The sequence below is a fragment of the Legionella sp. W10-070 genome, from assembly GCF_900640175.1.
GTDB lineage: Bacteria > Pseudomonadota > Gammaproteobacteria > Legionellales > Legionellaceae > Tatlockia.
On record NZ_CAAAJC010000019.1, the window covers coordinates 36,016 to 56,041 of the forward strand.

A 20,026-nucleotide genomic window follows, 5' to 3' on the forward strand; every position below is an offset into this window, starting at 1 on the left:
TCAGCTTAATAGCCTTCTAAATAAACAACCTCGTAAGCAGGTTCTTCATAGGGATGGGATGCTCTAAGTGCTTTTACTGCTGCCTTAATATGAGCGGCGTCACAAAGCATCTCTACTTTATATTCAGAAACCAGGGTTAATGTATTTAAGGTGCCAATAGCCGGATTTGCTCCAGGGAGGGGCTTAAATTGCCCCTGTCCTAAACACTGCCAGCAGCAATGCTCGTAATCGCCCTGTCTTCCTGCTCCCGCCTCAAATAATGCCTGTTTGACCTGTTCCAGGTGACTCTCAGGAACGTAAACAGATAGTTTATACCGGTTTAACTCTTCCATTTTATATTGCATCCCAAGCTGGGCTTTTGAACCACATTGACGGGTTCATTTGCAAGAATACTGTCCAGCGCGTTGCGGATGGAGCTGCCTGTAACCGCGATTGTGTTTCCAGGCCTGGAATCATCGAGTTGGCCGCGATAGACAAGGGCAAAATTGGAGTCAAAAACATAGAAATCAGGTGTACAGGCTGCCTGGTAAGCTTTCGCGACTTCCTGCGTTTCATCATAGAGATAGGGAAATGGATAATTATGCTCAGTAGCGGTCTTTTTCATATTCTCGGGGGAATCATCCGGATAAGTTTCTACGTCATTGGAGTTTATCGCTATAAAATTAATACCCAGTTTCATGTAATCATTGGCTAATCTTGTCAATTCTTTGTTGATATGTCTTACATAAGGACAATGGTTGCATATAAACATAATGACGGTGGCTTTACTCTCAGGCGAGCTATTTAAACTAACCGTGGAGCCGCTTACCGTGTCCAAAAGGCTAAATTGTGGAGCATAGGTTCCCAGAGGTAACATAGTTGAAGGTGTTTTAGCCATAAATTTTTAACCTTATGAAAAAATTAACTTTAAAATTGCAATAATAGCAAAAAGCGAGTTAAGTATCGCCCACAATAGTGCGACTGGTTTTCCTTTATAAACCGTATAGAAAGCATAAACTGCTACGAAGAAACTGCCAAGAAAAAATATCCATTGGTTTTCATAGGAAAATCCAATAGAGAGAATGGCAATGCCGAGGATACCTGTGATAAGGAAAAAATTATTCAGTTGTCCGCTTAAAAAGTAAAAGGTTAATAATTGAAGACAAAGAAGGAGAGGTAATGCTAGTTGAATGATAGTACCAATTCCCAGGAGGATTGCGCCGTGACCTGCCATTAAAATTATTTCAAGCGCTATAAAATAAATAAGCTTAAAATGAATTGATGTGATTAATAAGAAGGCAGATCCAATAACATAATATTTTTGTGCAGGTGTTTGCATTAGCCCGGAAAGCAATATAAGGGAGCCAATTATTCCGGTCAGTAGAAATAATTTATCCTGGATCTTAATGTTTAATGTGCTTACCAACGTAAATAAATTCCCTTTCGAATTGCTTCATTAATAACGTTATCTTGTGTTTTATTGGTTGATACCCAGTAGTTCCCCATATTACTGAGGGCAAACTTAACGCGTGGGTATTGGCACACTTCCAATACATCACGACAATTAATTTTTTTTATCTCTTCACTTTCTTTAGAAAAGCATTGAAAATGCAGGTTTTCAACATCTGAGGCAAAAGCGGCCCAGTTTAGCGGATCCAGCTTGGCTGTAAGAGAGGGGCTCATAAAGACTTCCCTTGTTTCAATCCGCTGTAGCTCAACTTGCTTGTTACTACGATTTTGAATTAAATAAAAAGCCTGTTGTCCACTATCATTAACAATCAAATATTCTTCGCTAAAACCAAAGCCCGTTACTTCACAGCCATGTGGGAATGGACTATTTGTATGCTTGGCTGCAAAGGCATTATTTAAAAAAGCTGTAGCGACCAATATCGGCATGATTGCCTTACAAAATGCCATGAGAATCCTCTTGCTGTTAAAATCAGCTATTTTAATGATAACTGCTTTAAAAGGGAATCAGTCTTTTTACTTTCCACTTGGTAAAATTTCAGAACGGGTTATCGGTGAATAAGTGCGATAAATGCTAAGCACTAAATACATAATAACATAACTTAAAGACAAGAATAGCCAAATATAATCTATGCTTGGATAACTCCATAATACAAGCGCAGAGCTAACTCCATAAATTAATGAGAAAATATGCATCATAATTTTTAAAGCACGGTATCTTGTCAGGTAGTCAAGGCGGGAAGGGTATACGTACTTAATCGGCACAAAAATCATTATGCACAAAATCGATAATATCCATGCATTGGTGTACATCGAAGTATCGAAAATAAACATATAGAATACAGCGATATTCCAATAACAGGGAAACCCTTTAAAAAAATGATCTGGCGTTTTCGCATCTGCCTGACAAAATTGATAGGATGAGGTGATGGTGATCGCTATTATTATGAATAACAAGTAGCCAGAAGGCAGCATGTCAGGTTTTACGTAAAGAAAAAAACAAGGCGTAATGACATAATTCAGATAATCAACAATGTTATCGAGCAAGGTACCATCGATTTTTGGCAATACTGACTTGACCCGCACAAGCCTTGCCAGTGTCCCATCGACTGCGTCAATTACTACCGCAATGGCCATCAGCCATAAAGCGTGAACGTATTCATGCTGGTAAATTTTTACGAGAGTGAGTACTCCGACACAAGCGGCACTTGCTGTAAATGCATGTACAGCCCAGGCAACCAAATAATGAGCGGGGTGGTAGCCCAGTTTTTTATTTATCATTTCTGATCCTAATTTAGATATCATATTTTTATCTTAGTGTTTATAGTGTTCTCAACAGAGATGACTATTAGAAACTAGCAAAATAGTAACAACAATCAAAACCTGTGTGCAAGAAAACAAAAGTTTTCTGTCCAATTATTTTAGAATGGCGCTTTATTTTTACCTTTCTGTGGTATTCAAACGAAAAGACTCTAAGCTTATGGGTATTTGCGTCAAATTTTCCATAAGCTACACTGAAAGAAATGTCAGGGAGACACATTATGATTATTCGTACCATCAACCCGGCAACGGAAGAAGTTTTGCAGGAATACCCAACATTAAGTGATAAACAAATATCAGCTTATATTGATGCTGGGCAGTTAAGTTTTAATGTCTGGAAAAAATCAGCTTTCTCTCTGCGTGCACAGGCGATGTTAAAGCTGGCTCAATTACTTAAGGAAAAGCAAGATGAGTTGGCTTTATTGATAGCTAATGAAATGGGGAAGCCTGTCAGTCAGGGAAGAGCGGAAATTGAAAAATGTGCCTGGGTTTGCGAGCACTATGCCAGGAATGCAGAAAATTACCTCCAACCTCGCATGATTCAAACTGAAATGAAAAAAACGTTAGTAGGCTACCAGCCTCTTGGGATAGTATTTGCTATCATGCCCTGGAATTTTCCTTTTTGGCAGGTATTTCGGTTTGCAGCTCCTACCCTCATGGCTGGAAACGCTGCAGTTTTAAAGCATGCTCCTATTTCGACAGGCAGCGGTAATCGAATTGCAGAATTATTTCTGGAAGCAGGGTTTCCTCAGCATCTGTTCCAACATTTTGTTCTCGATAATGAGCTGGCTTCAAAAGTAATTGCTAACGATAAAATCGTAGCGGTTACCTTAACAGGCAGTGAGCAGGCGGGCTCGATTGTTGCCTCTAATGCCGCTCGCCATTTGAAAAAAGCAGTGCTGGAGCTTGGCGGTAATGATCCCTATATTGTGCTTGAAGATGCGGATCTTGATCTGGCTGCCAAGGCTATTGTCACTTCACGCTTAAATAACACGGGCCAGGTTTGCATCGCAGCCAAACGCATTATTGCTGTTGATTCTGTCCATGATAATCTGGTAGAAAAAATACAGGCGTTAATGGCTGACTACAAAATGGGAAATCCCTTGGATGAAAAAACCAACTTAGGCCCTATGGCGCGCGAAGATCTCAGGGAAACGCTTCATAAACAGGTATTAAAAAGTGTAAAATCAGGCGCAAGATTAATTGAAGGCGGTCAAATACCGACAGGAAAGGGCTTTTATTATCCTCCTACTTTGTTGCAGGACGTTAGCAAAGGAATGACGGCGTTTGACGAAGAATTGTTTGGTCCCGTTATTGCTGTTGTCAGGGCAGAAAATGAAACGAATGCAATTCAGTTGGCAAATGAGTCTCAGTATGGACTGGGGGCTGCTGTGTTCACCCGTGATTTGGCACGGGGAGAACATATTGCCCGATACGAAATTGAAGCTGGGTCATGTTTTGTAAATACGTTCGTAGCTTCTGACCCTCGAGTTCCTTTTGGCGGCATCAAGCGTTCAGGTTTTGGGCGAGAATTATCCAGGGAAGGAATTTTGGAATTTGTTAATACTAAAACGGTATCAGTACATGACAGCTAATAACCACAGCAAGCAATACATCCATATCTCGACAAGTCAGCAAATCATGTATTGTTATGAAGATGATGTACTTTATAGGTCTTATTTAATTTCCACAGGAAAAAATGGGCTGGGGGAGCAGCAAGGCAGCGAATGTACCCCTCGAGGCTGGCATCAGGTGCATTCGAGGATAGGTCTTGATGCACGACCGGATAGTGTCTTTGTTGCCCGCCGATGGACCGGTGAGGTTTACTCTCCGGAACTGGCATGCCAATATCCCGGGCGTGATTGGATACTTACGCGCATTCTTCAGCTTGATGGGCTTGAGCAGGGGCGTAATAAAGGAGGGGATGTTGACAGTTTACAGCGGTATATCTATATCCACGGTACGCCAGAGACTACGGTGTTGGGTAAACCTGGCTCCAGAGGCTGTATTCGTATGCGTAATTCGGACATAATTGAACTGTCGGATTGGGTTATGGTAAGGGCTCCTGTCTATGTTGACTAATTCAGATTCATTGTCAGGCATGATAAATGAATACAATAAGTAGTTAGTCTTTAAAAAATGAATTATTTGATTAAATAAATGCGAGACTGTCGTGTAAGTTGCCTTATAGAAGTATATAATCTGTCAATTTGTTTTCATGCCTAAATGAGGTGAATGAATGTCTTATAAATTCGAAGAGGGTAAAGATTTAATCATTGAAGCAGTCGTTGAGCGATTGAAGCAACGGATGGACAGTGAACAAGCCAAGCTTTGCTCTGAATTTGTTGAGCAATTTTACGGGACAGTGGCATTAGATGATTTACGTGAATGGGATGTAGAAGATCTTTACGGTGCGGCAGTTAATTTCTGGTCGCTGATTCAGCAGCGCGCTCATGAAGAGACCAAGATTCGCATTTACAATCCGGATTTTGAAAGGCACGGTTGGCAAACAACGCATACAGTAGTAGAAATTATTACTGAGGATATGCCGTTTTTAGTTGATTCGCTACGTATGGTGATTAACCGTTTAGGGCTTGTTTCCCATCTGATTATCCACATGGGAGGGTTGCGTCTTCAGCGGGATAAAGATAATCAGGTAACCGCTATTTTTCCCCGTAAAGGTGAATTTAATAACAACAATAACGGAATATTAACCGAAGCTGCTATCTTTATCGAAATAGACAGACAAACGGATGCTTCAGTTCTTGAAGATCTGCATTGTAACTTTGAGCGAGTATTGGAAGATAATCTTGTTGTCGTGAAGGACTGGGGATTAATGCGTGAAAAAGTCCGTGAAGCGATTGACGAGCTTGATAAAGCGTCTGCAGTGCTTGACCGCGATGAAACAGAAGAAACCAAAGCATTTCTGCACTGGATAGAAGACCATCACTTTACTTTTTTAGGTATTCGTGATTATGAGTTAGTTCAGAAAGGTCAGGAAACAATTTTACAACCCTTGCCGGAAACAGGTCTTGGCGTTCTGCGGCAAAGCATGAGCAAGTCAAGCGCCCGCAGTATTTCCGCAATGACTCCGGAAGCCAGAGAGTTAACGCTGTCCTCGCGTATTTTAGTAATGTCAAAGACAAATACGGAAGCAACGGTTCATCGGCGTGCTTACACTGATTATATCGGTATTAAACGATTTAACAAAAAAGGTCAGGTGATTGGTGAGCGTCGTATTATAGGACTTTATACGTCGGCAGCTTATAATACAAATCCAAAACATATTCCTTTCCTGCGCCATAAAGTTGCATTAATCATGAATAATTCTAATTTGAATCCTCGTGGTCATGCTGGCAAGGTTCTGTTAAATATTCTGGAGACGTTGCCTCGCGATGATTTAATTCAGGCATCTGAAGATGAGCTGCTTGAAATTGCAATGGGTATTTTCTACATGCAGGAGCGGCGTCGGATCCGGATGTTTGCACGTACGGACGTTTATCGTCGTTTTGTTTCCTGCCTTGTGTATGTGCCGAAAGAACGTTTTAACACTGAATTACGGCAGGCGATGCAAAAAATTCTTGCTGAGAGCTTTAATTCTAATGAAATCACTTTTTCCACCTGGTTTGGTGAGTCGGTTCTTGCTCGTATCCACTTTATTATAAGGACCAATCCTCAGGATACTACTCAATGGGATTTTAAAGAAATTGAGAAAAAACTCATTGAGGTAGGACGTACATGGGCTGATGATCTGCAACATTTCCTTTTTGAAACCTTTGGTGAAGAAAATGCCAATCGGCTCTTTGCGCGTTATAAAGAAGCATTTCCTGTTGCCTATTCAGAAAACTTCTCTCCAAGGACTGCCGTTTATGATATTAAACATATAGAAGCATTGTCTCCAGATAACCCGCTGGTAATGAATTTCTATAAAATGATGGATGAAAGATCGGAAAGTTTTCGATTAAAGATTTATCAGCATGGGGTTACGATTCCTTTATCAGACGTCTTGCCTATTATTGAACGGCTTGGCATGAGGGCGATCAGTGAAAGACCTTATTTGCTAAAATACGAGGACAAGGAAACCTGGATTAATGATTTTGCCCTTCAATATACTCGCGGTGATTATTTTGAAATTGATAATATCAAGGATTTATTTCAAAATGCGTTCGCCAGTGTCTGGTTTGGCGAAGCAGAAAATGATGGTTTCAACCAACTAGTCCTTGCTGCTTGCCTGGATTGGCGGCAGGTGTCTGTTTTACGAACATATGCTAAATATTTTAAGCAGATTGGGACTACATTCAGTCAGGAATATATTGAATCTGCTTTAAATAATAATGCCCTTATTACTAAAAAACTGATTCATCTTTTTGAAAAACGTTTTAACCCGGCAATAGAAAAAAATCGAGAAGAGGATTGCCAGCAAATCGTTGATGAGATATTCACCGAGCTGGAGGGAGTAGCTAATCTTGATGAAGACAAAATCATCAGACAGTACATTCAGGCAATTCTATCTACGACAAGAACTAATTATTATCAAACCGATCGGGGAAGTTATAAAAATTATATTTCTGTCAAATTAAACAGTAAAGCAATTCCTGGTGTACCTAAGCCTTATCCGATGTTTGAAATTTTTGTTTACTCTCCTAAAGTTGAGGGTGTCCATCTTCGTGGTGGGCGAGTGGCAAGGGGGGGATTACGTTGGTCTGATCGTCCAGAGGATTTCCGTACGGAAATATTAGGTCTGGTAAAAGCACAGCAGGTAAAAAATGCTGTTATTGTTCCTAGCGGTGCAAAAGGAGGATTTGTTCCTAAACAGTTGCCGGTTAATGGTACACGTGAAGAAATTTTAGCAGAAGGGATTGCCTGTTATAAACTTTTTATTCGTGGCCTATTGGATATCACTGATAATTACAGCCAAGGCACAGTAGTTAAACCTGAAAATGTGGTTTGTTTTGACGAAGATGATCCTTATTTGGTGGTCGCTGCGGACAAAGGAACTGCGACTTTTTCGGATATCGCGAATGAAATCTCGCTTGAATATGGCTTCTGGCTGGGTGATGCCTTTGCTTCAGGTGGTTCGGTGGGCTATGACCATAAGAAAATGGGAATTACCGCAAGGGGTGCCTGGGAGTCTGTGAAGCGTCATTTCTATGAAATGAATCGCGATATTCAAACCAGTGATTTTACTGTGGTTGGTATTGGTGATATGGCAGGTGATGTATTTGGTAACGGCATGTTGCTTTCCAGGCATATTAAACTGGTTGGGGCATTTAACCATCAGCATATTTTTATTGATCCCGACCCTGATCCTGAACTGAGTTTTCAGGAACGTGAGCGCTTGTTCCATTTGCCCCGTTCGAGCTGGATGGATTATGACAAAAAACTAATTTCTAAAGGCGGCGGTGTCTTTAATCGCAATGCCAAATCAATTCCTGTCAGCAAAGAAATGAAAGAGTTTTTTGGTATTAAGCAAGCGACAATCGAACCTAATGAACTGGTCCGTGTCCTTCTAAGGGCCAAGGTTGATTTATTGTGGAGTGCTGGCATTGGCACTTTTGTCAAAGCGCATACAGAGAGTCATAGTGATGTAGGTGATCGAACCAATGATGCTATCCGCATTAATGCGAAACAGCTGCGCTGTAAAGTGGTTGGTGAAGGCGGTAATCTTGGCTTGACCCAGTTGGCCCGTGTTGAATATGCATTGAATGGCGGGCTGATCTATACGGATTTTATTGATAACTCTGCGGGTGTTAACTGCTCGGATAAAGAAGTAAATATTAAGATTTTACTCGATAGTATAGTTTCGACAGGTGATCTGACTGAAAAGCAACGTAATGAATTATTAAGTGAGATGACAGACGAAGTGGCTGCTTTGGTCTTACGGGATAATTTTGCTCAACCACGCGCAATCAGCCTTTCAGCGACTCAGGCAGGAAAGTCAGTAGAGCTTCATAGTCGTTATATTAATGAGTTGGAAAAAAGCGGTAAGCTGGATAGGGAGCTGGAATTTCTGCCTAATGAAAAAGTATTAATGGAACGTAAATTAATGGGACAGGGTTTGACCAGACCAGGCATAGCGGTATTGTTATGTTATACCAAAACGATTTTGAAGGAGCAGCTTCTGGCTTCCAATGTTCCGGAAGATCCTTATCTCAAAGATCTGCTGATTGGTTGTTTTCCCAAACCGTTGCAGGATCGTTTTAGCAAGCAGATGCAAAATCATCCATTGAAGCGTGAAATAATTGCAACCAGATTGAGTAATCTGGTTGTTAATGAAATGGGTTTTACGTTTGTATATCGTTTACAAGATGAAACGGGTGCCCCTGTATCGGCAATTATCAGGGCTTATATGATTGCAAGAAGTGTGCTTGATCTTGAAACAATATGGAATGAAATTGGTGCATTAGGGATTAAAGTACCCGCTGACAACCAAAATGAATTCATGATGTTATATATTCGATTGCTCAGGAGAATTACCCGATGGTTTTTACGTAGTCAACGGATGCGTTTGAACATGAGCAAAGCAGTTAAATATTATGCCCCTGGGGTACGCGAGCTTAAGAGGGCTTTACCCGATCTGCTGAGTGAAGGAAATCGGGCGCAATATGATAAGCATTTTAATGAATATGTGGAAATGGGTATATCTGAGCGTTTGGCGCATGAATTAACCATTACCCGTGCATTGTTTTCTGCGCTTGATATTATCGAGGTGAGTTATCAGACAGAAATTGAGATAGCAAAAATTGCAGAAGTCTATTTTAATATTGGAGAATTCCTGGATTTGAACTGGATTCGCTCACAAGTTATTTCTCATCCTACTGAAAATCATTGGGAGTCATTATCGAGAGAAGCCTTGCGTGATGATCTGGATTGGCAACAGAGACAATTGACTGCGGGCATCATTAATCTTGCGGATAAAAAGAAAGATTTTATGAAGTGCTTTACTTCCTGGTCTGAAAGCCATATGACGTTGATTGACAGGTGGCGTCATGTGCTGGCGGATTTGCGCTCCAGTTCAGCACTTAACTATACTATGTTTTTTGTCGCTATCAGGGAGTTACTGGATCTTACTCAGACAACGGTGCAAATGTCCTCAAAAGAAGGGGCTTTGGTTTAAGTCAATGCAGGGTAAGATCATTATTTGCGCAATATGATTTTGTCTTGTTTTTACTCAGGGCAAGATCATACTATTTTGGCAATAAATAGCTTTTTCAAACGGATTTATAAACTGATTTAAAAATAGATCCCGCCATGCGTGGCAATAACAAAACTATTGCATAGTATAGTCAAAGTATGATTTTGCCCTGGTTTTTATCTGGGGTGCGATTAAAACTGTGGTTGGCAGCAATTAATGGCTCGGATGGAGCGTCAGCAAAATCCGGGATCAGAGCTTGATAGTAAACTGATGCTCCCGGTTCGCTGTACTCCACCCAGGAAACAACTTTCAAGAAAAAACCGCAATAATCGCACCCTTTTACCTGATGAAACTTGCAGCTCGGGAATCTTTCTGTTAAATAATATATTATTTTTAAAGGAGTTTTAATGAAAAGAAGTGCTGTGATAAGTTATTCAAAGGAATCCAGGTTTTTCCATTGGTTTATTGCTGTTGTATTGATTTTTATGCTGTCCGGCAGTTTCTTTCTGGGGGATTTGCCAGAGCAGTATGTTTCATCAGGTTTTATTATCCATAAATCAATAGGTCTTACTATCTTGTTTTTAATGGTTTTGCGCCTTATATGGATTCTTCATTCAGGCAAGCCGCCCCTCCCGACTTCAGTTGCTCCCTGGGAAAAGTATCTGTCGCGCATCGTACAATATAGCTTATATGCCTGTGGTATTTTGATGCCGCTAAGTGGTTGGATAATGTCTACAGCAGCCGATAAGGCACCAGTTTACTTTGGTCTATTCTCAATACCATTTCCGGGCATAGGGCCAAACGAGCCACTGTCTCACTTGATGAATACGGCGCATAAAACGATCGCCTGGATTTTTATCAGCCTTATCGTGTTGCATGTCCTCGGTGCATTGAAGCATCATTTTATTGATAAAGATAACGTATTACAACGCATGCTAAGCGGCCGGTAGCTCTTAACTTCAGGCTCGTTACCAAGCAGTAAGTCCATAAGAACTTACTGCTTGATAACGGGATTAATCTTTACAGGATCCTTATGATTTTCAATGTGCACTTTGGCGGGGTGCTCAAAAAGTATGCTTGCTGCAATTAAATGCTGTTGAGCACCTAAAGGACAAAAATCTACCAGCTCACCAATTTCCACGCCTGATGATGGCTCAAGCAGTTTTTGGCCTGTGTGCAGGGGTTTTTCTGTTTCAATGGTAAACAAGCGCAAACCATGTTTTAGTTTTGCTCGATAGTGGGTACGTGCGATAATTTCCTGGCCTTTATAGCAGCCTTTATTAAAATTCAGATGACCTGACAAATGTAAATCAAGGCGATGAGGTAAAAATAATCCTCTTGTCTGGGGATAAATTTGTACTTGTTTATGAGTTAATTGCAAGTAATGCCATGCAAGAGAACCTCTAATTTGCTGGTTTTCCTTAAAGGTATTTATAAAGGATGGAATTTTCTCCTGTTTTATTAAAAAAATAAATAAATTATGCCCCAGGCTATAGCAACAAAATTCTTCTGTTTGAATAGCCGCAAAACGCGCTGTTTCTGGTCGTATATTCCCAGGCAATAGATCATCAGGGTTATTCAGATAAAACCCATATATCTGATAAGAGTATGCCGGCTCAAGAATAACTCGCGAAAGCATGGCGGTTTTTGCCAATGAATTTTTTGTATCACTAAGAAGATCTTTGGGTAAAATTAATTGGAATTGATGCCACTGGATCACATCCAGCAGCGCCAGGATTCGTCCTTTTAAATTGCACATGGCACCTTGGCGCATTACGGCAGGACTTACCTGCCGTATATCACAACTTAGCTGTCCCTGTAAAAACTCTTCCGCACGCACACCGATTACCGAGAGCATTGCTAAATAAGATAAATCGAAGAGATAATTTTTCTCAGGATGGAAGTCAAATTCTTTAGCAAGGGGTAAGAGGCCGGTGTACTCTCTATTGTTTATCAGATAGGTATCAAAATTCATTTTTCATATTTATAGAATTGGATTGCCATGAAGTTTAGTGTAACATCCTTCTGTCTGGCAATCTGGTAAAAGTATGATTAATCCTTCAAGACGAGCTAAATTCATCTGGCAGTGTAGACGAGGTATGCTTGAACTGGATTTAATTCTTAAGCATTTCGTGGAAAATTCTCTGGATACACTTAGTGAAGAACAGCTGGAGAGTTTTGATAAGTTATTAAGTTGTAATGATGTTGAGCTTTTTAGCTGGTTAATGGGTTATGAGCAACCTATGGACAGGGAATTGATTAATATTGTTGAACACATCAAATTACATCATAGAGCTTGATCGTTCCCGACTTTATTTGCGCATGGTCTTATTAATCTATGCTGCAGCTTCCTTGTTATTATTCTACTCAGCTTGGGTTTTATGGCTAAAATTGGCTGTTGCTATTCCAACTGTCTTGCAAATTTTCCGAATTAATCAAAATCAAAATCCCAATCCCACGTTCTCAAAACTGGCCTACAGCAATGGAATATGGATTCTATATGATTATAATGGTAAAAAATCATTCTATAATGAAAGTCATATTGCGTTTGACGCAGGAATTTTTTGTTTGCTGGAACTGAAAAACGAAAAAAAACGTCAAATTATCATTGTTTTTTCAGATCAAATAACAGATAACCTCTACAGGCATATAAAATTAAGTGGTCTTAATGTCTAAAATTAAAGCAAAATAATAAATATACCGACATATTGTTCAGAGACCTAACCATTGGATAGCTTATGCATGGTATGGAATTAGCTGAACAGCAGTTAATTGATTTAGCATTAGAGGGTAATTCCAGGGCATTCAATCAGTTAATTGTTCGCTATCGTCAAAAAATACTGTCACAAATATATACTCAGGTTTCGGACCATTTTTTGGCGCATGATCTGGCTCAGGAAGTGCTCATTAAAGTTTTTCGTTATCTTCGCTATTTTAAGCAACAGTCAAGCTTTCCTACCTGGTTATATAAAATCACTCAAAATACCATTAAGAATCATTTTAGAACCAGGAAAAAGGAATCACGCGATTCAGATTGCCTCGCGGCTAAAATAAACAGTGAATATAATTCACCAGAAGCTTATTTAATTGAATTTCAATTGAGCCAGCAGATAGATGAAATTTTTACTAATATGTCTCATGAATTACAACGTTGCTTTCAATTATATGTGGTTAAAGGTTTGAGCTATAAGGCAATAGCAAAACAGCTCCATTGTCCATTGGGTACAGTTCGCTCCCGTATTCATCGTATAAGAAGTCTGATAAAAGAAAATATGAAACCTTAACATTGATGAAAAGAGTATCAGGCAACGTTCAGGGACGTTGCCTGATACTCTTTTTCTTTTTTCTTTTCCTTAGACCCTGGGTGCCGTGACAAATAGGGCTGGTGGGCAGATTATTGACATCCCTAATAATATCTCAGTTATTTTAATGCTTCTTATTAAAACTGATCCAGTGTTTCCGGTAAAGTTTGTCCACCATCCACGATAATTGTTTGACCGGTTATAAATCCGGCTTCTTTTGAAGCTAAAAATAAAGCGGTATTAGCAATGTGATCTACGTCGCCTAGTTTGTTTAGTGGTATAGATTTAGCCATGCTTGCTATATGTTCTTCACCCAGCTCAATAACGCCTTCTGTTTTGATATTCCCGGGCAAAATAGAATTTACAGTAATACCATAAGGGGCGAGTTCGAGGGCAGCTGATCTCATAAAACCCAGTTGTCCGGCTTTACTGGCCCCATAATGTGTCCATCCCGGAAAACCGGTAACAGGTCCAGTAATTGAAGAAGTTAAGACAATTCGTCCGTCGATTGATTTTTTTAAAAGAGGTAAAAATGATTTGATGGTAATAAATGTCCCTTTGAGATTGATATCCATCACTTTATCCCAATCAGCCATACTAATAGACTCAATTTTTTGACAAGGATAGATACCGGCATTGGCACAAATGATATCAACATGACCAAAAGTTTTTTCTGCATAATCAGCTGCTGCAAGCATGAGATCTTCGGAGCTGACATCGGCTGAAAAGGAATTTGCCTGGTGCCCGCGATCCTTTAATTGTTGAATTAATAAATTACCTTCAGACTCATTCCTATTAATTAATAGTAATTTGGCACCGTGTTCAGCAAACTTGAACGATATTCCCCGGCCAATGCCTTTAGAAGCACCTGTAATAATTACGACCCTATCAGTTAATGGTGTAAACATAATTTCTCAGAGCAGAATAATTTGATAATATGATATTGGAAATCTGGCATGGCATAAAGAAAAATTCATTAAGAAGCAACTGTAAAAAACAGATGAAGCTTCCGGGAAAAAGCTGTGCTAGAATGCGTGAAACTAGGCAAAACCCTGACTCCTATGCTGGAAAGTGATCGCTTGATAAGTGCTGATGCAGTTAGTTGTGAAGAGGTGCTGGATCGTGCTATCCGTCCTTTAACACTGGATGAGTATATCGGCCAGGATGTTGTTTGCTCCCAGATGCGTATTTTCATTGAAGCAGCCAAGAGTCGTCAAGATGCTCTTGACCATGTACTTATTTTCGGTCCCCCCGGTCTTGGGAAGACAACTCTGGCTAATATTATTTCCCATGAGATGGGGGTCAATTTAAGGCAAACCTCTGGTCCTGTTCTTGAAAGAGCTGGCGATATTGCGGCTATCTTAACTAATCTGCAAGAAAATGATGTTTTATTTATTGATGAAATCCATCGTTTAAGCCCGGTCATAGAAGAGATTCTTTATCCTGCCATGGAAGACTATAAGCTGGATATTATGATCGGGGAGGGGCCTGCGGCCAGATCAATCAAGCTGGAATTACCTCCTTTTACCTTGATAGGTGCAACAACACGAGCCGGTTTGCTTACATCACCACTACGAGATCGTTTTGGAATCGTCCAGCGACTGGAGTTTTATTCAGTAGATGCGCTGTGTCACATTGTGTCACGCTCAGCACGATTACTTGGTGTAACAGCGGAAGATAAAGGAGCAAGGGAAATTGCCATGCGCTCCCGTGGAACACCTCGTATCGCCAATCGACTTTTACGGCGAGTCAGGGATTATGCGCAAGTCAAAGGTAAAGGGGTTATTACGCTTGAGATGGCAAAACGTGCTCTGGAAATGCTGGATGTTGATCAGCATGGATTTGACATGATGGACAGAAAATTAATGCTTGCTGTGATTGAGCGATTTTCCGGAGGGCCTGTGGGCGTTGATAGTATTGCAGCAGCCATTGGCGAGGAAAAAGGGACAATAGAAGATGTATTGGAGCCCTATCTTATTCAGCAGGGTTTTTTAATGCGTACCCCGCGCGGTCGCATTGCCTCACAGCTTGCTTATGAGCATTTTGGTATACCCATGATTGAGGAAAGGTAATTATGGATTTAACTATCCCTGTTTTAAATACCGAAGATCAATTTTAATGTGTTATCAGGCCAGTTATCTCTGTTTTTTAAGCATGCCGGAACAGAAATGACAGACAAAAATATCGACCTATTTTAGTTGGAGGGAAACGTGGATAGCCATGCCAGTATATTAAGTTATTTCATGCAGGCCGGTCTGGTTGTTAAAAGCGTCATGATGCTTTTACTTGCTGCATCGGTGATATCCTGGACGCTTATTTTACAAAGAGCTTGGTACTTTAAGCAAAAAAAGCAGCAGTGTGATGCCTTTAGCAAACGTTTTTGGGACAGTAATGATTTAAGCAAGTTATACGCTGATATTGATGGCAATGCAGAGGATAAGCAGGGATTGGCTGCCATTTTTTATGCAGGGTTTAAAGAATATGTGCGCTCTCGAAAGCAAGGCAGCGTGTTAATTGAGCCGATCCAGAGAGCAATGCAGATTAGACATGCCAAAGAGGCCGTGCAGCTTCAGCAGCATCTTCCTTTTTTTGCTTCGGTAGGGTCGATTGCACCTTATATCGGATTATTTGGGACTGTATGGGGTATTATGACCTCTTTTCAGGCTCTGGGGCATGCCCAACAGGCGACTATCGCTATGGTAGCTCCTGGGATTTCAGAAGCATTGGTAGCAACGGCTTTAGGGTTATTTACGGCTATCCCTGCAGTGATTGCGTTTAACCGTTATACGACACGTGCGAGTAACCTGCTTGATCATTATGATTTATTTCAGGATGAATTGGTCTCGCTTATTGAGCAGCAAACTGCAGCGTCAATAAGAGGGTAATGTCATGCTAAGAAAAAAGACGAGGGATTCTCGTCCAATTGCTGAAATCAATGTGGTTCCTTATATTGATGTGATGTTAGTACTGTTAGTAATCTTCATGATTACAGCGCCCATGCTTACTCAGGGCGTTACAGTAGACTTGCCTAAAGCAGCCAGTGAGACATTAAAACCGACGGAACGGGAGCCTGTTATCGTTTCTGTTAATCAACAGGGGGAGTATTTTCTTAATATTAATACAAATCCTGATTACCCCATTGAGCCTAAGGCATTGATGGTCAGGGTGGCTGCTGAGCTTGAGCTGGCGCGCCAGACAAATCAAACCATTAATGTGCTGGTAAAAGGAGATCGGGGAGTTACTTACGGTAAGGTTGTGACTGCGATGGGATTATTAAAGCAGGCGGGTGCTGAGCAAGTGGGGTTATTGACTGATTCGTCACAGGAGAATCAGGGATGATATATGATCAAAGCTATCGTAATGCCTTTTATGCAGCAATTTTCATCCATATTTTATTAGCTGTATTGTTGCTAATGGAACCTGATCATCAACGCCCTGTGATGACAGCCGCCAAAAATCAACCAAGTCAGGCTTTGCCTGTAGAACAAAATAAACAACCTAAGGATCAGGTGGTAAAGGCTGTCAGTGTTGATAATCAGGAAGTGATGGAGGCGGTTAATCGATTAAAACAGGAGCGAGCTGATCAACTAAAGGCTGAGCAGGCACGGCAGCAGGCATTAGCAAAGCAAGCTGAGATGGCTCGTAAGGCACGCTTGAGAGAACAGCAGCAGTTAGCAAAATTAAAAGAAGAAGCAGAAAAGGTTGCGATTGCCCGTAAAAAACAAATGGAAGAAGAGCAACGTCGGTTAAGGCAATTAACATTGCAGAAAGAGCAGGAAGCAAAACGACTTGCAGAATTAAAGGCAAAACAACAGCAGCTTGAGAAGAAACAACGCGAAGAGACTGAAAAAATTGCGCAGCTGAAGAAAAAACAAGCGGAAGAAAAAGCAAGAGCTGAGAAAGAAAAGGTATTCAAAGAAGAGCTTGCCCGTGCTGAAAAAGCAAAGGCGGCAGAGATAGCTGAAAAACAACGCCAGGCAGCGGCTCAGCAGGCGGCTCAGGATGCAGCAAAAAAAGCTCATATTGCAGGAGAGGTTGATAAATATAAAGCTATGATTGTGAATGCAATAAGTCGTCAGTGGATATTGCCCGAAAATGTCAACCGCGGTTTATCAAGCCAGTTTCGTATCCGTCTTGCTCCAGATGGTGCGGTATTGGAAGTGACTTTGACTCGCAGTAGTGGTGATCCTGTATTGGACCGTTCAGCTCAGACTGCTATTTATAAAGCATCACCGCTTCCTGTGCCGACTGATGCTGATGCTTTTAATATATTTCGCGACATTAGTCTTACTGTACGTCCAGAGAATGTTAGGGGGTAAAGGTGTTAAGTAAATGTTTAATCACGTGGTTTCTAATCTTGTTTTCAAGCACACTTTTCGCTGTGGATCTTGAATTAACGCAGGGTATCAATTCTGCTTTACCAATTGGAATTAATGCTTTTGGACATGATGAAGCTGGCAACCAATTATCTTCTGTTATAAACAAAGACTTGCATTTTTCCGGACAGTTCAAGCTTGTTCCAATACCACAAAGCTATGACAATCAACCTTCAATCAATGCATGGCGCCAAGCGGGGGCTGACAGTGTATTATCAGGACGAGTTAATAAAATTGGCTATAACCGCTATGAAGTGAATTTTGAATTGGTTGATGCAGTGGCGCAGGGAAGGCTATTGCTGTCAAAAAGCTATCAGGTCAGTGCAAATGAATTACGACCCTTGGCACATCATATCAGCGATGAGGTTTATCAAAAACTTACTGGAGAGCGTGGTATTTTTTCAACTCGAATTGCCTATGTTTTAGTGCAACGCAATGGAGAGAGGGCAAAATACTTCCTCGAGGTCGCCGACGTTGATGGTCACCAGCCTCAAAGCCTGCTAGTTTCTACAGAGCCGATTATGTCACCTGCCTGGTCCCCTGATGGCCGGCAAATCGCTTATGTATCGTTTGAGAAGAAAAAAGCCCAGATTTTTACCGTCAATGTAGAAACTGGTCGCCGTCGCCTGGTAACTGATTTTGCCGGAATCAATGGAGCTCCTGCCTGGTCTGCAGATGGTCGTCAGCTTGCTGTCGTGCTCTCAAAAGGAGGCTCACCGAAAATTTATAGCGTCAATTTGGATAACGGCAGCATGAAACAATTAACATTTGGCGATGCCATTGATACCGAACCACGTTATTCGCCTGATGGACGTTCACTGCTGTTTACCTCAGGACGTGGGGGAGTACCGCAAGTTTATCGTTTGTCGTTGGCAGATGGTACTATCAGCCGTATGACCTATGAGGGGAATTATAACGCCAGGGCTTCCTATACGCCTGATCAAAAACATATTGTGATGCTGCATCGGGAAGATAAAAACTTTAATATCGCAGTACAGGATGAAGGCGGCCGGGTCACTCAATTGACCTTTTCCTCCATGGATGAGTCACCTTCAGTAGCCCCTAATGGGCGTTTGGTACTCTATGCTACCCACCAAAATGAGCGTGGCGTGCTAGGCGTTGTTTCTCTTGATGGACGGATTAAAATGACTTTACCGGCTCGAGAGGGGGATGTGCAGGAACCGGCTTGGTCGCCTTATTTAGGGTAGTTATAAAATGCTCAAAAAGGTAAGTTATTATTGCTTGCTGGCTTTGCTGTTGAATCCATGCCTGATGGTGAGCAGCTACGGTTGGAATTCTCTGGGCCACCGTCTGGTGGCTCAAATTGCTTATCACCACCTGACGCCACACACCAGGCAGGTTTTAAACCATTATAATCATGCACTGGATAAAGTATATAGACCGCAAAATTTGATCAATTCTGCGGCCTGGCTGGATAGTTTGCGCTATCAAAATGACTTCTGGCTTGGTTCAAAACATTACATCAACATTCCTTTTTCTCAGGATGGTACAGCCTTGGAACCTCCAGCGGCTGAGAATGCAGTTTCGGCAATTAAAGCGGCGGAAAAATTAATGCAAACCAGTCTTGCAAGCGATTTTGATAAGGGATTTACCTTGCGGCTATTGCTGCATGTGGCAGGTGATATTCACCAACCGCTTCATGCCGCCAGCCAATTCAGTATACGCCATCCCCATGGTGATAAGGGAGGGAATCTCTTCTCATTAGGTTATAATCCCATCGCAACTAATCTCCATGCTTATTGGGATAAGGGTGGTGGTTTGTTAGACACAAAAAAGCACTATACTTCTGAACAGCTTAACCGAAAGGCTTATAGCATTGAAAAACGCTGGCCATGTCAGCCCAAAAAGATGACTCTTAATCCGGAAGTGTGGGCAAACGAATCGCATCAATTGGCTGTTAACAATGCTTATCATATTCGCCCAGGAGAAAAACCATCCAGGCAATACCAGCGTATGGTTAAGTCTTTAACTGAGCAACGCCTGGCTCTTGCCGGTTGCCGTCTGGCATCTCTGTTAAATAAACTGGCCTAGTTACCTGGCAACAGGTGCAACTCTCGTATGGGTAAATTTAAGTTGCTATCTCCGCGCAGGCGGAGATCCATGTTGAGTGCAGGTACGGTGCTACAACAAAAATGGATCTCCGCCTGCGCGGATGACAATTCTAACCAAAATTGTCATGAAAAAGATGACTTGTAGTCGTTACTGCTTCAGTAACAGTTCTTTTTTTCCTATATGAGGGTTGCATCTCCTAGAGCAGCATATGATTTAAATTTACGCAGCCAATTTTGTAGCAATATGTAAATTTGTTACCATAGCAGTTCTGTTTAAATCAAACTCATTCAGTCTTAATCCGAAATACCTGGCTCTTGGACCTTTTCGATTACAAATAGATGCAAGAGCATGTTCAACTTTAACACGTTCTCGGG

20 protein-coding genes are annotated in these 20,026 nt (G+C 41.2%); 13 read left to right on the top strand and 7 right to left on the bottom strand.

What is annotated here, in order from left to right:
* Positions 1-5: 5 nt before the first annotated feature.
* The 5 genes from E1O65_RS09155 to pcsA form a co-directional block, all read right to left on the bottom strand.
* Positions 6-332: a YqfO family protein gene (locus E1O65_RS09155; protein WP_133133304.1), complete on the bottom strand. Its 327-nt coding sequence runs from the start codon at positions 330-332 to the stop codon at positions 6-8.
* Positions 320-877, bottom strand: coding sequence for a thioredoxin family protein (locus E1O65_RS09160; RefSeq protein ID WP_133133305.1), 558 nt, complete (start codon positions 875-877; stop codon positions 320-322). Before E1O65_RS09160 ends, E1O65_RS09155 begins: the two co-directional genes overlap by 13 nt.
* A 12-nt stretch (positions 878-889) precedes the next feature.
* On the bottom strand, positions 890-1,405 hold the full coding sequence (locus tag E1O65_RS09165) for a hypothetical protein (protein ID WP_242601572.1): 516 nt from the start codon (positions 1,403-1,405) through the stop codon (positions 890-892).
* Positions 1,399-1,896, bottom strand: a complete 498-nt coding sequence (locus E1O65_RS09170; protein ID WP_133133306.1) for an enhanced entry protein EnhB — start codon at positions 1,894-1,896, stop codon at positions 1,399-1,401. Before E1O65_RS09170 ends, E1O65_RS09165 begins: the two co-directional genes overlap by 7 nt.
* 66 nt (positions 1,897-1,962) lie before the next feature.
* On the bottom strand, positions 1,963-2,727 hold the full coding sequence (gene pcsA, locus E1O65_RS09175; protein WP_133133307.1) for a phosphatidylcholine synthase: 765 nt from the start codon (positions 2,725-2,727) through the stop codon (positions 1,963-1,965).
* A gap of 260 nt (positions 2,728-2,987) precedes the next feature.
* Between pcsA and E1O65_RS09180 the strand changes: the two genes are divergently transcribed.
* From E1O65_RS09180 to E1O65_RS09195, 4 genes are all read left to right on the top strand, one after another.
* Entirely contained in the window at positions 2,988-4,361 is a 1,374-nt protein-coding gene (locus E1O65_RS09180; RefSeq protein ID WP_133133308.1) for an NAD-dependent succinate-semialdehyde dehydrogenase, read from the top strand.
* Positions 4,351-4,848, top strand: coding sequence for a L,D-transpeptidase (locus E1O65_RS09185; protein ID WP_133133309.1), 498 nt, complete (start codon positions 4,351-4,353; stop codon positions 4,846-4,848). The genes E1O65_RS09180 and E1O65_RS09185 overlap by 11 nt, the downstream gene beginning before the upstream one ends.
* A gap of 157 nt (positions 4,849-5,005) precedes the next feature.
* A complete protein-coding gene (locus E1O65_RS09190) occupies positions 5,006-9,883 on the top strand; it encodes an NAD-glutamate dehydrogenase (protein WP_133133310.1) in 4,878 nt (1,625 codons plus the stop codon).
* A gap of 425 nt (positions 9,884-10,308) precedes the next feature.
* Positions 10,309-10,851, top strand: coding sequence for a cytochrome b (locus E1O65_RS09195; RefSeq protein WP_133133311.1), 543 nt, complete (start codon positions 10,309-10,311; stop codon positions 10,849-10,851).
* A 44-nt stretch (positions 10,852-10,895) separates the two neighbouring features.
* Here E1O65_RS09195 and E1O65_RS09200 read toward each other — a convergent pair whose 3' ends face one another.
* On the bottom strand, positions 10,896-11,876 hold the full coding sequence (locus E1O65_RS09200) for a folate-binding protein YgfZ (protein WP_133133312.1): 981 nt from the start codon (positions 11,874-11,876) through the stop codon (positions 10,896-10,898).
* Between the two features lie 73 nt (positions 11,877-11,949).
* On the opposite strand from E1O65_RS09200, the gene E1O65_RS09205 reads away from it, so the two are divergent.
* From E1O65_RS09205 to E1O65_RS09215, 3 genes are all read left to right on the top strand, one after another.
* Positions 11,950-12,201, top strand: a complete 252-nt coding sequence (locus E1O65_RS09205) for a succinate dehydrogenase assembly factor 2 (protein ID WP_133133313.1) — start codon at positions 11,950-11,952, stop codon at positions 12,199-12,201.
* A gap of 22 nt (positions 12,202-12,223) precedes the next feature.
* Positions 12,224-12,577 (top strand): protein YgfX, encoded by a 354-nt coding sequence (locus tag E1O65_RS09210; RefSeq protein ID WP_347400069.1) that lies wholly within the window; start codon positions 12,224-12,226, stop codon positions 12,575-12,577.
* A gap of 62 nt (positions 12,578-12,639) precedes the next feature.
* Positions 12,640-13,185, top strand: coding sequence for a sigma-70 family RNA polymerase sigma factor (locus tag E1O65_RS09215; RefSeq protein WP_133133315.1), 546 nt, complete (start codon positions 12,640-12,642; stop codon positions 13,183-13,185).
* 155 nt (positions 13,186-13,340) lie between these two features.
* Here the strand turns inward: E1O65_RS09215 and fabG are convergent, their stop codons facing one another.
* Complete coding sequence (gene fabG / locus E1O65_RS09220) at positions 13,341-14,111, bottom strand: 3-oxoacyl-ACP reductase FabG (RefSeq protein WP_133133316.1); 771 nt, start codon at positions 14,109-14,111, stop codon at positions 13,341-13,343.
* 153 nt (positions 14,112-14,264) lie between these two features.
* Here fabG and ruvB point away from each other — a divergent pair, with 153 nt between their 5' ends.
* From ruvB to E1O65_RS09250, 6 genes are all read left to right on the top strand, one after another.
* The gene (gene ruvB, locus E1O65_RS09225) at positions 14,265-15,275 is read left to right on the top strand and encodes a Holliday junction branch migration DNA helicase RuvB (protein ID WP_133133324.1); all 1,011 of its coding nucleotides are present in this window, start codon (positions 14,265-14,267) and stop codon (positions 15,273-15,275) included.
* Positions 15,276-15,413: 138 nt separating this feature from the next.
* Positions 15,414-16,088 (top strand): protein TolQ, encoded by a 675-nt coding sequence (gene tolQ / locus E1O65_RS09230; RefSeq protein WP_133133317.1) that lies wholly within the window; start codon positions 15,414-15,416, stop codon positions 16,086-16,088.
* Between the two features lie 4 nt (positions 16,089-16,092).
* Positions 16,093-16,542 carry a protein TolR gene (gene tolR / locus E1O65_RS09235; RefSeq protein WP_133133318.1) on the top strand — a complete coding sequence of 150 codons (450 nt, stop codon included), beginning with the start codon at positions 16,093-16,095 and terminating at the stop codon, positions 16,540-16,542.
* A complete protein-coding gene (gene tolA, locus E1O65_RS09240) occupies positions 16,539-17,522 on the top strand; it encodes a cell envelope integrity protein TolA (RefSeq protein WP_133133319.1) in 984 nt (327 codons plus the stop codon). The genes tolR and tolA overlap by 4 nt, the downstream gene beginning before the upstream one ends.
* Before the next feature lie 2 nt (positions 17,523-17,524).
* On the top strand, positions 17,525-18,787 hold the full coding sequence (tolB, locus tag E1O65_RS09245) for a Tol-Pal system beta propeller repeat protein TolB (RefSeq protein ID WP_133133320.1): 1,263 nt from the start codon (positions 17,525-17,527) through the stop codon (positions 18,785-18,787).
* 7 nt (positions 18,788-18,794) lie between these two features.
* Positions 18,795-19,631 (top strand): S1/P1 nuclease, encoded by an 837-nt coding sequence (locus tag E1O65_RS09250; protein ID WP_133133321.1) that lies wholly within the window; start codon positions 18,795-18,797, stop codon positions 19,629-19,631.
* The last annotated feature ends 395 nt before the right edge of the window (positions 19,632-20,026 follow it).